This window comes from Rhizobium oryzicola (assembly GCF_030504645.1).
GTDB classification, from domain to species: domain Bacteria; phylum Pseudomonadota; class Alphaproteobacteria; order Rhizobiales; family Rhizobiaceae; genus Neorhizobium; species Neorhizobium oryzicola.
Window position 1 is genome coordinate 38,147 of record NZ_JAUKWQ010000005.1, and the last position, 12,340, is coordinate 50,486.

Annotated in this window: 11 protein-coding genes; 10 read left to right on the plus strand and 1 reads right to left on the minus strand. The window is 60.0% G+C overall.

Annotated features, from left to right (window positions below):
- Positions 1 to 945, plus strand: coding sequence for an AEC family transporter (locus Q2T52_RS16190; protein WP_302077833.1), 945 nt, complete (start codon positions 1 to 3; stop codon positions 943 to 945).
- A 6-nt stretch (positions 946 to 951) separates the two neighbouring features.
- Here Q2T52_RS16190 and Q2T52_RS16195 read toward each other — a convergent pair whose 3' ends face one another.
- Positions 952 to 2,166, minus strand: a complete 1,215-nt coding sequence (locus tag Q2T52_RS16195; RefSeq protein WP_302077834.1) for a UbiH/UbiF family hydroxylase — start codon at positions 2,164 to 2,166, stop codon at positions 952 to 954.
- Positions 2,167 to 2,306: 140 nt separating this feature from the next.
- Here Q2T52_RS16195 and pcsA point away from each other — a divergent pair, with 140 nt between their 5' ends.
- The 9 genes from pcsA to glmS all read left to right on the plus strand — a co-directional run bounded on the left by pcsA (position 2,307) and on the right by glmS (position 12,281).
- Positions 2,307 to 3,041 carry a phosphatidylcholine synthase gene (pcsA, locus tag Q2T52_RS16200; RefSeq protein WP_302077836.1) on the plus strand — a complete coding sequence of 245 codons (735 nt, stop codon included), beginning with the start codon at positions 2,307 to 2,309 and terminating at the stop codon, positions 3,039 to 3,041.
- A 180-nt stretch (positions 3,042 to 3,221) separates the two neighbouring features.
- Entirely contained in the window at positions 3,222 to 4,811 is a 1,590-nt protein-coding gene (locus Q2T52_RS16205) for an ABC transporter ATP-binding protein (RefSeq protein ID WP_302077837.1), read from the plus strand.
- Positions 4,801 to 5,892: an ABC transporter permease gene (locus tag Q2T52_RS16210; protein WP_302077838.1), complete on the plus strand. Its 1,092-nt coding sequence runs from the start codon at positions 4,801 to 4,803 to the stop codon at positions 5,890 to 5,892. Before Q2T52_RS16205 ends, Q2T52_RS16210 begins: the two co-directional genes overlap by 11 nt.
- The gene (locus Q2T52_RS16215; protein WP_302078152.1) at positions 5,889 to 6,809 is read left to right on the plus strand and encodes an ABC transporter permease; all 921 of its coding nucleotides are present in this window, start codon (positions 5,889 to 5,891) and stop codon (positions 6,807 to 6,809) included. The genes Q2T52_RS16210 and Q2T52_RS16215 overlap by 4 nt, the downstream gene beginning before the upstream one ends.
- Before the next feature lie 47 nt (positions 6,810 to 6,856).
- A complete protein-coding gene (locus Q2T52_RS16220; protein ID WP_302077839.1) occupies positions 6,857 to 7,930 on the plus strand; it encodes a BMP family ABC transporter substrate-binding protein in 1,074 nt (357 codons plus the stop codon).
- 90 nt (positions 7,931 to 8,020) lie between these two features.
- Positions 8,021 to 8,413: a pentapeptide repeat-containing protein gene (locus Q2T52_RS16225; protein ID WP_302077840.1), complete on the plus strand. Its 393-nt coding sequence runs from the start codon at positions 8,021 to 8,023 to the stop codon at positions 8,411 to 8,413.
- Positions 8,414 to 8,450: 37 nt separating this feature from the next.
- The gene (locus Q2T52_RS16230) at positions 8,451 to 8,951 is read left to right on the plus strand and encodes a GNAT family N-acetyltransferase (RefSeq protein ID WP_302077841.1); all 501 of its coding nucleotides are present in this window, start codon (positions 8,451 to 8,453) and stop codon (positions 8,949 to 8,951) included.
- Positions 8,952 to 8,985: 34 nt separating this feature from the next.
- Positions 8,986 to 10,347, plus strand: a complete 1,362-nt coding sequence (gene glmU / locus Q2T52_RS16235) for a bifunctional UDP-N-acetylglucosamine diphosphorylase/glucosamine-1-phosphate N-acetyltransferase GlmU (RefSeq protein WP_302077842.1) — start codon at positions 8,986 to 8,988, stop codon at positions 10,345 to 10,347.
- A gap of 107 nt (positions 10,348 to 10,454) precedes the next feature.
- Entirely contained in the window at positions 10,455 to 12,281 is a 1,827-nt protein-coding gene (glmS, locus tag Q2T52_RS16240; RefSeq protein ID WP_302077843.1) for a glutamine--fructose-6-phosphate transaminase (isomerizing), read from the plus strand.
- Positions 12,282 to 12,340: the final 59 nt, after the last annotated feature.

Sequence of the window (12,340 nt, forward strand, 5' to 3'; positions counted from 1 at the left end):
GTGACTGCCATTCTCGCACTTCTCATCCCCTTTTTCGGCCTGATCCTGATCGGCTTCATCGCCGCGCGCGTCAGCCGACAGGGTGTGGAGGCACTGGGATGGATGAATGTGTTTGTCGTATATTGCGCGTTGCCGGCACTTTTCTTCAAGCTAGTCTCCCAGACGCCCGTTGAAGAACTGACGCGGCTGGATTTCATCGCCGCACAGCTTGCTGCCGTCTACCTTGTGTTCGTGGTCATTTTTGCCATCGCCCGCCTTGGGAACCGGCAGTCCGTTGGGGAAGCCACCATGCAGGCCTTTGGTGGCGCCTACGGCAATATAGGATATATGGGGCCGAGCCTGACGCTGCTGGTGCTGGGGCAAACGGCTGCCGTACCCGTGGCACTGATCGTCTGCTTCGAAAATGCCCTGCATTTCATCGTGGCGCCGGCGCTCATGTCGCTGAGCGGCGGTGAACGACGTTCCGCCATGGCCTTGACCCTGGACATTTTTCGGCGCGTCGCGCTCCATCCCTTCATCGTCTCGACGGTGATGGGGTTCATCGTCGCGGCGAGCGGCACCGCTATTCCTGTACCCCTGGCGAGGCTGGTCGATTATCTTGCGCAAGCGGCAGCGCCCTGCGCACTCTTTGCCATGGGCGTCACACTGGCGCTTCGGCCCGCGCGAAATTTTTCGGCAGACTTGTTCTTCATCGCCGGGACGAAACTGCTGGTACTGCCGCTGGTCGTCTGTCTGATATTGGGCGTGATCGGCGGGATGAATGAGGTCTGGGTTCATGCCGCGATTGTTCTTGCAGCGCTCCCCACGGCAACGAATGTTTTCGTCATCAGCCAGCATTATGGCATCTGGGAGCAGCAGGCATCGTCTCTCGTGCTGGTGACGACCCTGCTGTCGATCCTGACCTTGCCGGTGATTCTTTATCTCATTTCCGCAGGCTTTATCTGAGCCTGGTTATCCCGTCTTCTTCCTCTGGAAGGACTGTCTTATTCCATCGGCGAAATCGCGCAGGCTGCGTCCGGGCTCTATGCCTTCCCGCATCAGCAAATTGCGCATAGGCCCCACGGCCGTCAGCAGGTGAAGGCCGGCCGTGCGTGCCATCTGCATGGGCAGGAAATCGGACAGAAGAGACCGGTTCAGCAGATCGACGCCCAGCGTTCGGGTCATCACATCGGGACGACGGTGGCGGTTGAAGCGGTCGCCCAGATTGGCAGGGACAGGCGACAGGGGATCATCCTTCAGGAGATCGACGAGCGCCATCACATCCCTGAGCGAGAGATTGAGGCCCTGCGCGCCAATGGGGGGGAAGACGTGGGCTGTCTCACCCACGAGCGCAATCCGGTCACGCCCGAAACGATCGGCCATCAGACTGGACAGCGGCCAGGCTTCGGCGCCATCTTCCACCGTCACCTTGCCGAGCAGGGACTGCATCCGCCGCTCGACCTCCGACGAAAGCTCTGCGGTAGACAGGGACAGGAGCCGCTGCGCTTCCTCCGGCTTCACCACCCATACGAGGCTTGAGCGTGAACCCGGAAGCGGCACCTGCGTGAAGGGACCGGTTTCCGTATGGAATTCCGTCGAGACATTGCCGTGGGGAATCTCATGGGCGAAGTTCAGGACGACCGCTGTCTGCGGATAGGCCCAGCGGCGCACATGGATGCCTGCACCCTCGCGCACACGAGATGCACGGCCATCGGCGCCGACGACCGCCGCTGCGCTGATCTCATCTCCATTGCCAAGCGTCAGAACCGGAAGCCCGCCGGTGAGCGCGAGGGTATCCAGACTGGCATCGATCCGTGTCACATTCGGCTCGCTGGCCACCGCCTCAGCCAGAACCTTGTTCAGAACGCTGTTTGGAATATTGTAGCCAAAGGCGTAGAGGCCGAGATCGGCAGCCCGGAACTGCGCCGGCGGCGCGCGCAGCAGGCGCTTGGTCCCGTCAAGGATCTGCATGACGGACAAGGCCGCGCTGTCCTCGGCAATTTTGTCCCAGATGCCAAGGCTGTCGATGAAGCGGATGGATTGGTCCATCAGCGCGGTGGTGCGCGAATCCGCCCGTTCCACTTTCGGTGCGACAAGGGCCACCTTGCGGCCTGCGCGGCCGAGCGCCAAGGCTGCGACCGATCCTGCCAGGCCATCTCCAATGACGGCGACTTCGAAATCCTGCATGGTTCGTCTTCCTGCGAGTTTTCCCCTATTTATGCAAAAGAGCATCACTTATCCATGCCTTGAGGCGCCACGGGGTGAAGAAGGTTGAAAAGCGCGCCGATTGGCCGCATACGTCTCCTCACAGTCAGGCGGAGCAGGGCGTGATCAGACGTATATTCAATTACCGGAAGGTGCCTTATGCGGAAATCCGCGCCTTTTCCGTTCATGTTCTGACGGCCTCCGGCTCGTTCGTTGCCTTCCTGGGCGTGGTCGCCGCGGCCGAACATCGGTTTGTCCACATGTTCTGGTGGCTGGGGCTCGCGCTCCTGATTGATGGTATCGACGGGCCGATCGCCCGCAAGGTTCGCGTCAAGGAAGTGCTGCCCAACTGGTCCGGCGATACGCTCGACAACATCATCGACTATGTCACCTATGTCCTGTTGCCGGCCTTCGCGCTCTATCAAAGCGGGATGATCGGCGAGACCTGGTCCTTCGTGGCCGCCGGCATGATCGTGGTTTCAAGCGCCATCTATTATGCCGATATGGGCATGAAGACGGACGAGTACTTCTTTTCTGGTTTTCCCGTTGTCTGGAACATGGTGATCCTGACGCTCTTCGTCATCCAGGCAAGCGAAGCGACGGCCATGGCTGTTGTGCTGGTGTCGGTCTTCCTGACGTTTCTACCGATCCACTTCCTGCATCCCGTACGCGTCAAGCGGCTGCGCCCGGTCAATCTCGCCATCTTCCTCTTGTGGTGCGCGCTATCAGGCTACTCGCTGATCCTCAATTTCCACTCGCCGGCATGGCTGGTTTGGGGCGTGGTTCTGACGGGCCTTTATCTTTACGTGATCGGCGGCGTGTTGCAGCTTTTCCCCCGCCTTGGACGCCAGAATTGACCGTGGCCTCAAGGGCTATGAACCGTTTTAAATCCTGTCGATGCTTGCGCTTTTCTGTTGTGCACGGCAACAAAAAGAGTATCAATTCGAAGTCGCCTAATTTCTAGGCGAAGGATGAAATAGCATATTGCGAAAGAAGCCTCGGAAGAAGGTGCGCGCAGTGTGGATGAGGGGATCTGAGTGACTGACGCGCGGAGTGTGGAAGCAGGATCGCTTCTGTCGGTTCGAGGCCTGACCAAGTATTTCGGCAGTTTCGCCGCATGCAACGGGATCGATCTTTCGATCGCTCCCGGCGAAATCCATGCGCTGCTTGGTGAAAACGGCGCTGGAAAGTCGACCCTGGTCAAGATGCTGTTCGGCGTCTTGCAGCCGAATGCCGGCGATATCGTCTGGGGTGGCTCAAGCGTTTCCATCGGTTCGCCGGGTGAGGCGAGGGCGCTTGGCATCGGGATGGTGTTCCAGCATTTCTCGCTGTTTGAAGCGCTGACCGTTGCCGAAAATATCGCACTGTCTCTCGATCCGCGCATTCCGCTCGCCAAGATCGCCGAGGAAGCGGCATCCCTGTCCAAGGCCTATGGCCTTCCACTCGATCCGAATTCCCATGTGGCCGACCTTTCCGTCGGGGAACGGCAGCGCATCGAGATCGTGCGGGCGCTGCTACAGAACCCGAAACTCATTATTCTCGACGAACCCACATCGGTGCTGACGCCTCAGGAGGCGGATCGCCTGTTCGAGACGCTGTTCAAGCTGAAGGCCGAAGGCCGCTCCGTTCTCTATATCAGCCACCGTCTGGAAGAGGTGCAGCGCATCTGCGACCGCGCCACGGTTCTGCGGCACGGCAAGGTGACGGGCGCCTGCGATCCGAAGCAGGAAACGCCGGCTTCGCTGGCGCGTATGATGGTGGGGGCTGATGTCGCTGCCGTACACCGGGAAGAGGCACCGCAGCTTGGTGATGTGCTGATCGAGGCAAAAGGTCTTTCGGTCGCTGCCCGCACACCCTTTGCGGTGGCCTTGAAAAATGTTTCGCTGACAGTGCGTTCCGGCGAGGTGCTGGCCATTGCCGGTGTTGCCGGTAATGGTCAGGGCGAGTTGTTCGACGCTTTGTCCGGCGAATATCCGGTTGCCGATGATGCGTCCGTATCCATTCGTGGGCAGGCTGTCGGCCGCACTGGCATTAACGGCCGTCGTCTTCTCGGCGCTGGCTTCGTACCTGAAGAACGGCATGGCCATGCCGCCGTGTCGGATATGTCTTTGTCCGATAACTTGCTTCTGTCGCGCAGCCGGTCTGACCGGAAGAGCTTCCTGTCCGGTGGACTACTTTCGGTCATTCGTCATGACGCGATCCGCGAAACGGCGCGACGCATCTGCGGCGAAATGGATGTGCGCAAGAGCGGTGACGACCCGAATGCCGCTTCGCTGTCTGGCGGTAATCTGCAGAAATTCATCATTGGCCGCGAGCTTGACCGCAAGCCCTCAGTACTCATCGTCAACCAGCCGACCTGGGGTGTCGATGCCGGTGCCGCCAGCCGCATCCGCCAGGCGCTGATCGATCTGGCGCGGGCGGGTTCCGCGGTCATCGTCATCAGCCAGGATCTCGACGAGATTTTCGAAGTGGCAACTAACATCGCCGTCATCTCAGAAGGAAAGCTCTCGCCCTCCTATCCGGCGGGCGAACTCTCGCTGGAAAGGATCGGCCTGTTGATGGGCGGTATTCACGACTCCACCCGTCACGACCAGTCTGCACAGGCGGAGGCTGCCCTTGCGCATTGAGCTTGAACGGCGCGGTAGCGCCTCTCCTTTGTTTTCCGTGATCTCGCCCATCCTGTCGCTGCTGCTGACACTTGTCTTCGGCGCGATCCTTTTCTGGCTGCTGGGCAAGGGGCCGCTGTCTGCCCTCTACAGTTTCTTCATCGACCCGCTGACGGAAGTATGGTCGCTGCATGAACTGGCGATCAAGGCCGGACCACTCATCTTGATCGCGGTTGGCCTTTCCGTTGCCTACCGCTCCAACAACTGGAATATTGGCGCCGAGGGCCAGTTCACGTTGGGAGCCATCACCGGCTCCATTCTGCCGGTGCTGGTGCCCAGCTGGCATTCGCCACTCGTTCTGCCGCTGATGATGGTGATGGGCATGCTCGGTGGCGCGCTGTTTGCCGCGATACCTGCGCTTCTGAAGACCCGTTTCAACACGAACGAGATCCTGACCAGTCTGATGCTGGTCTATATCGCGCAGCTGTTTCTGGACTGGCTGGTGCGCGGCCCCTGGCGCGACCCGAAGGGTTTCAATTTCCCGCGCTCGCTGGATTTTTCGAGCGATGCCGTCCTCCCGCCGCTTTTGGACTCCGGTCGTGCGCATGCCTCCATCATTTTCGCGCTTCTGGCCGCCGTGCTGATCTGGTTCATGATGCGCTACATGCTGAAGGGCTTTGAAGTGACCGTGCTCGGACGCTCCGAGCGCGCAGGGCGCTTTGCCGGTTTTTCATCCCGCCGCATGGTGTGGTTCTCGCTGATGCTATCGGGTGCGTTGGCTGGTCTTGCCGGCATCTCGGAAGTTTCCGGCTCGATCGGCCACCTGCAGCCCAGCATCTCGCCGGGCTACGGGTTTACGGCGATCATCGTGGCCTTCCTCGGTCGCCTCAATCCGCTCGGCATCATCGCCTCCGGTTTCGTGCTGGCGCTGACGTATCTCGGCGGTGAAGCGGCGCAGTTGTCGATCGGCATTTCGGACAAGGTGACGCGTGTTTTCCAAGGCCTCATCCTGTTCTTCGTCCTGTCCTGCGATACGCTGATCCTCTACCGCGTCCGGATCATCTTTGGTGCGGGTAAGACCTTGGCTGAAGGGAAACACTGATCATGTTGGAGGCTATTCTTCTCACGATCATCACCGCCTCGACGCCGCTGGTCATTGCTGCCGCCGGTGAGCTGGTGACGGAACGCGCTGGTGTTTTGAACCTCGGCGTCGAGGGCATGATGATCATGGGCGCGGTTTGCGCCTTTGGTGCTGCGCATGTCACCGGCTATCCGGTGGTCGGTCTTGTCGCCGGCATTCTGGGCGGTGCTCTGTTCTCGCTGCTGTTCGGCTTCCTGACGTTGACGCTGGTTGCCAACCAGGTGGCGACCGGCTTGGCACTCACGCTTCTCGGACTTGGCCTTTCCGGGCAGATTGGCGAAAGTTTTGTCGGCATTCCCGGCGTCAAATTGCAGCCGATCGTCTTTCCGCTGTTGTCGGATATCCCGTTTGTTGGTCCGCTGCTCTTCCGGCAGGACCTGACCTTCTATCTCTCGATCGCGTTGATCATCGGCGTGCATTGGTTCCTGTTCAAGAGCCGCACGGGCCTGAAAATCCGCGCCATTGGCGATAGCCACGGTTCGGCCCATGCGCTCGGCATCAATGTCATCCGAACGCGCTATCTGGCGGTCATGTTCGGCGGTGCTTGTGCGGGCCTTGCCGGGGCCCAGCTGTCGCTCGTCTACACGCCGCAATGGGTCGAAAACATGTCGGCCGGTCGCGGCTGGATCGCGCTGGCGCTCGTGGTGTTCGCCTCGTGGCGCCCGGCACGCGTCCTGGCTGGCGGATACATTTTCGGCGCTGTCGGTATCCTTCAGCTGCATGCGCAGGCCTTCGGCATTGGTGTGCCGTCACAGTTCCTGTCGATGCTGCCTTACGCCGTAACTATTGTCGTCCTCATCATCATCTCGCATAATCGCCGCACGACGCTGATCAACACGCCGGCATGCCTCGGCAAGCCGTTCGTACCGGATCGGTAATGTGGCAGTCTCCCTCTCCAAAGCTTCAAACCAATAGGGGTCCAAGAATGAAGAAGCTGATTATCGCACTGGCCGCAACGGCAGCCACCCTTGGTGGTTTCTCCGGTGGCGCCCAGGCTGCGGACAAGACCAAGGTCTGTTTCGTTTACGTCGGCACGCGCACCGATGGCGGCTGGACGCAGGCGCAGGATCTCGGCCGCCAGCAGGTTGACAAGACCTTTGGTGACAAGGTGGAAACGCCTTACCTCGAAAGCGTTCCGGAAGGCCCGGATGCTGAACGCGCGATCGAGCGCATGGCCCGTTCCGGCTGCGCGCTGATCTTCACGACCTCGTTCGGCTTCATGGACGCGACCGTGAAGGTTGCCGAAAAGTTCCCGAAGGTAAAGTTCGAGCATGCGACCGGCTTCAAGTCCGGTCCCAATCTCGCTACCTACAATTCGCGCTTCTATGAAGGCCGCTACATCCTCGGCCAGATTGCCGCGAAGATGTCGAAGAAGGGCGTCGCCGGCTACATCGCTTCCTTCCCGATCCCGGAAGTGGTGATGGGCATCAATGCCTTCGAACTCGGCGCGAAATCGGTCAACCCGAACTTCAAGCTGAAGGTCGTCTGGGCCAATACTTGGTTCGATCCGGGCAAGGAAGCCGATGCCGCCAAGGCTCTGATCGACCAGGGCGTTGATATCCTGACTCAGCACACCGACACGACGGCGCCGATGCAGGTTGCTGCCGAGCGCGGCATCTATGCTTTCGGTCAGGCGTCTGACATGATCGCTGCCGGCCCGAAGACGCAGCTGACAGCGATTGTCGACACCTGGGGCAACTACTATGTCAAGCGCACCAAGGCGCTGCTCGACGGCACCTGGAAGTCGGAGCAGATCTGGGACGGCCTGAAGGACGGCATCCTGACCATGGCGCCCTACACCAACATGCCTGACGACGTGAAGGCCATGGCCGAAGAGACAGAAGCCAAGATCAAGTCCGGCGAACTGCATCCCTTCACCGGCCCGATCAACAAGCAGGACGGAACGCCCTGGCTGAAGAAGGGCGAGAAGGCTGATGACGGCACGCTGCTCGGCATGAACTTCTACGTCGAAGGCGTAGACGACAAGCTGCCGAAGTAAGAGCGGTTTCATACCATCGACGTCGAGCCCGCGTATGGTTACCATGCGCGGGTTTCTTCATTTTGCGCTATTGGCTCTGGAGTTGGGACGATGAAACTGCATCAGACGATCGAAGTTCTTGATGTCAACGACAGCAACCTGTCCGGCTCGCGGTTCAGCAGTAGCAACATGACCGGCTGGCAAATGAACGATGTGAACCTGTCCGGTCTCGTCATCACCGACGTCAACCTCTCGGGCGCCCGGATCGACGATGCCAATCTCTCGGGCATTTCGATTTCCGATTGCCTGCTGACGGGCTTGACACTGAATGACGTTGATCTGTCCGGCATCGTCATCAATGATGTCAATCTCTCCGGTGCCAGGATCACCGACGCCAATCTGTCCGGTGTCGAGATTTCCGACTGCACCCTGACCGGTGCGACGATCGACGGTATTTCGATCGAAGAAATGATCCGCTTTTACCGCGCCGGCAATCCGAGTTAATAAGTTTGTCAAGACAGACGAAATTGTGAGACATTTTATGACGGTTCGCGCTGCCACCGCTGCCGACGCAGAGGCCATGAGCGTGCTGCTGACGGAAATCCTGGAATCCTGGAAGAGCGAGCGCCCGCGTTCACCGGACTATGTGCGGCAACATTATATCGAACATCCGGATGAGATTCAGTGCTCCGTGGCCGTGGATGAGGATGGGTCGATCATCGGCTTCCAGTCGCTGCGCATGGCAAACGAGGGCAACCCATATGGCGTGACGCCCGGCTGGGGCATTATCGGTACCTATGTGAAGCTTGGTACTGCGCGGCGTGGCGTGGGCAGAGCGCTGTTTGCGGCCTCTCGCGATGCGGCGCTGAAGGCCGGTGTCTCGAAGATCGATGCTTCGATTGGCGAGACCAACGAGAAAGCCGTGAACTATTACGAGGCGATGGGCTTTCGAACCTATCGAACCAAGCCGGGCGTTATCTGCAAATGCTGCGAGTTACGGAATGTTTCAGACAGTGAATTGGCCACGGGCGTGAACTCCTGATACAAGCCGGTCGATTTCGACACGGAGAATCTGAATGCACCGCACCTGTCTGGCCGTTATCCTCGCTGCAGGCGATAGCACGCGCATGAAATCGTCGATGTCCAAGGTGCTGCATCCGATCGCGGGCCTGTCGATGATTGCGCATGTTATGCAGTCGATTCGGGCAGCGGACATGCGGGATGCGGTGCTGGTCGTCGGGCGCGACGCGGACAAGGTGACGGCGGCGGCTTCCATCGAAGGTCTGTCCGTTTCGTCCGTTCTCCAGACCGAGCGCAAGGGCACAGGCCATGCGGTGCTGATGGCCAGGGATGCGATCGCCAACGGCTATGACGACGTGCTGGTCACCTATGGCGACGTGCCGCTGGTGAAGCCGCAAACGTTTCTGTCCGCACGCGCGAAACTGGCTGAAGGGGCTGATGTCGTCGTCATCGGCTTTCAGGCCGCCAATCCCTTCGGCTATGGCCGCTTGCTCGTCGAAGACGGCGAACTCGTCGCCATCCGCGAGGAAAAGGATGCGACCGACGAGGAACGCAAGGTCACCTGGTGCAATAGCGGCCTGATGGTGATCAATGGCGCCCGCGCTCTCGAATGGCTGGAAAAGATCGGCAACCAGAATGCCAAGGGCGAATACTATCTGACCGATGTCGTTGAGATCGCCCGCGCGTCTGGCGGCAAGGTTGTCGCGATCGACGCGCCCGAAGCGGAACTCGCGGGCTGCAATACCCGAGCGGAACTGGCGCTGCTGGAGGCCAGCTGGCAGCAAGCGCGCCGCCGCGCGGTGATGCTGTCGGGTGTCACGATGATTGCCCCGGAAACCGTATTCCTGTCGCATGACACCGAGATCGGCCAGGACACGCTGATTGAGCCGAATGTCGTATTTGGTCCGGGTGTTGTGATCGAACCCGGTGTTGTGATCCACGCCTTCTCGCATATCGAGGGCGCGCATGTTGCCTCGGGCGCGAGTGTCGGTCCTTTCGCGCGCCTGCGACCGGGTGCAAAGCTTGCGTCATCCTCCCGCGTTGGCAATTTCTGCGAGGTCAAGAATGCCGCGATTGGCGAGGGCGCCAAGGTCAACCATCTGACATATATCGGCGATGCGACCGTGGGGGCCGGGTCCAACATTGGTGCCGGTACCATTACCTGCAATTATGACGGCGTGAACAAGCACGAGACCATCATCGGCGACAACGCCTTCATCGGCTCCAATTCAGCGCTGGTAGCGCCTGTCTCCATCGGTAACGGTGCGTATGTCGCCTCGGGAAGCGTCATCACCGAAAACGTGCCTGACGATGCGCTGGCCTTTGGGCGCGCGCGCCAGGAGGTGAAGCCGGAGCGAGCGAAGGTGGTTCGCGAGCGGGCGCTGGCGCTGAAAGCCGAGAAGGCCGGCAAGCGCTAACATTAACTGCATTACAGTAATAAATCGAATTTGACTGGCCGGACGATTGCCTATTTTTCGTGGCCGGATAGGAATTCGCGCGACCAAGTTCACCAGAAGAGGTTCCCATGTGCGGTATTGTCGGCATTGTCGGAAAAGAGCCGGTTGCGGAAAGGCTCGTCGACGCGCTGCGGCGGCTGGAATATCGCGGCTATGATTCCGCAGGCGTTGCCACCATCCATGATGGCGTGATGGAGCGCCGCCGGGCGGAGGGCAAGCTCGTCAATCTGGAGCGCAAGCTGGGTGGCGAACCACTGCCGGGGACAACAGGCATCGCGCATACGCGCTGGGCCACCCATGGCGTGCCGAACGAAACGAATGCGCATCCGCATTTCGTGGAGGGCGTTGCAGTTGTCCATAACGGCATCATCGAGAACTTCTCCGAGCTGCGCGATGAGCTCGTCGCGGAAGGCGCTGTGTTCGAAAGCCAGACGGATACGGAAGTCGTGGCGCATCTTTTGGCGAAATACACCCGCGAAGGTCTGGGCCATCGCGACGCCATGCTCGCCATGCTGAACCGCGTCACCGGCGCCTATGCGCTTGTCGTGATGTTCCAGGATGATCCTGATACAATCCTCTCCGCTCGCTTTGGGCCGCCGCTCGCCATTGGTCACGGTAAGGGCGAGATGTTCTTAGGCTCAGACGCCATTGCGCTCGCACCCTTCACCAACCAGATCACCTATCTCGTGGATGGTGACTGCGCGATCATGACCTCGAAGGGTGTCGAGATCATCGATTACGCTGGCAAGCCGGTATCGCGCCCGAAGCAGATTTCCCAGGCCGCCGCCTTCCTGGTGGACAAGGGCAACCACCGGCATTTCATGGAAAAGGAAATCTACGAGCAGCCGGAGATCATCTCCCACGCGCTTGGCTATTACGTGGACTTCGCCACGCAGACGATCAAGGCGAATGGCAGCACGATCGATTTCGCCACGGTGAGCAGCCTCGCGATTTCCGCCTGCGGCACGGCTTTCCTCTCTGGTTTGGTCGGGAAGTACTGGTTCGAGCGCTATGCGCGTCTTCCGGTCGAAATCGATGTGGCGTCGGAATTCCGCTACCGCGAAATGCCGTTGCTTCCGACGCAGGCGGCGCTCTTTATCTCCCAGTCCGGCGAGACGGCCGATACGCTGGCCTCGCTGCGCTATTGCAAGGAAAACGGCCTGAAGATTGGAGCCGTTGTCAACGTCAAGGAATCGACCATCGCCCGCGAGGCGGACACGATCTATCCGATCCTCGCCGGCCCGGAAATCGGCGTTGCCTCCACCAAGGCCTTCACCTGCCAGCTTGCGGTTCTCGCCGCGCTTTCCATTAAGGCCGGACGCCAGCGGGGCACAATCGATGCCGCCCAGGAACGTGAACTGGTGCATCACCTGATCGAGATGCCGCGCGTGATGAGCCGCGTGCTCAACCTCATCCAGCCGCAGATCGAGGCCTTGTCGCGCGATCTCTCCAAATACAAGGATGTGCTCTATCTCGGCCGCGGCACCAGCTATCCGCTGGCGCTGGAAGGCGCGCTGAAGTTGAAGGAAATTTCCTACATCCACGCAGAAGGTTATGCCGCCGGCGAGCTGAAGCATGGCCCGATCGCGCTGATCGACGAAAACATGCCTGTGATCGTCATCGCGCCCTATGACCGCTTCTACGAGAAGACGGTGTCCAACATGCAGGAAGTGGCGGCGCGGGGTGGCAAGATCATCTTCATTACCGATGAGAAGGGGGCTGCGGCTTCCAAGCTGCCGACGATGGCGACCATCGTGCTGCCTGATGTGGATGAGGTGATCGCGCCGATGATCTTCTCTCTGCCGATCCAGCTCTTGGCCTATCACACGGCGGTCTTCATGGGCACGGATGTCGACCAGCCGCGCAACCTGGCAAAATCCGTCACGGTAGAGTGAGCAGAGCAGGGCAAGCGGGCAGCGCAATTTTGGGCTTCCCGCTTGCGTCTATGCTTCCG

Coding starts and splice junctions, on each gene's coding strand:
- Q2T52_RS16220 (WP_302077839.1), top strand. CDS start 6,857: ATGAAGAAGCTGATTATCGCACTGGCCGCAACGGCAGCCACCCTTGGT.
- Q2T52_RS16195 (WP_302077834.1), bottom strand. CDS start 2,166: ATGCAGGATTTCGAAGTCGCCGTCATTGGAGATGGCCTGGCAGGATCG.
- Q2T52_RS16230 (WP_302077841.1), top strand. CDS start 8,451: ATGACGGTTCGCGCTGCCACCGCTGCCGACGCAGAGGCCATGAGCGTG.
- glmU (WP_302077842.1), top strand. CDS start 8,986: ATGCACCGCACCTGTCTGGCCGTTATCCTCGCTGCAGGCGATAGCACG.
- glmS (WP_302077843.1), top strand. CDS start 10,455: ATGTGCGGTATTGTCGGCATTGTCGGAAAAGAGCCGGTTGCGGAAAGG.
- Q2T52_RS16225 (WP_302077840.1), top strand. CDS start 8,021: ATGAAACTGCATCAGACGATCGAAGTTCTTGATGTCAACGACAGCAAC.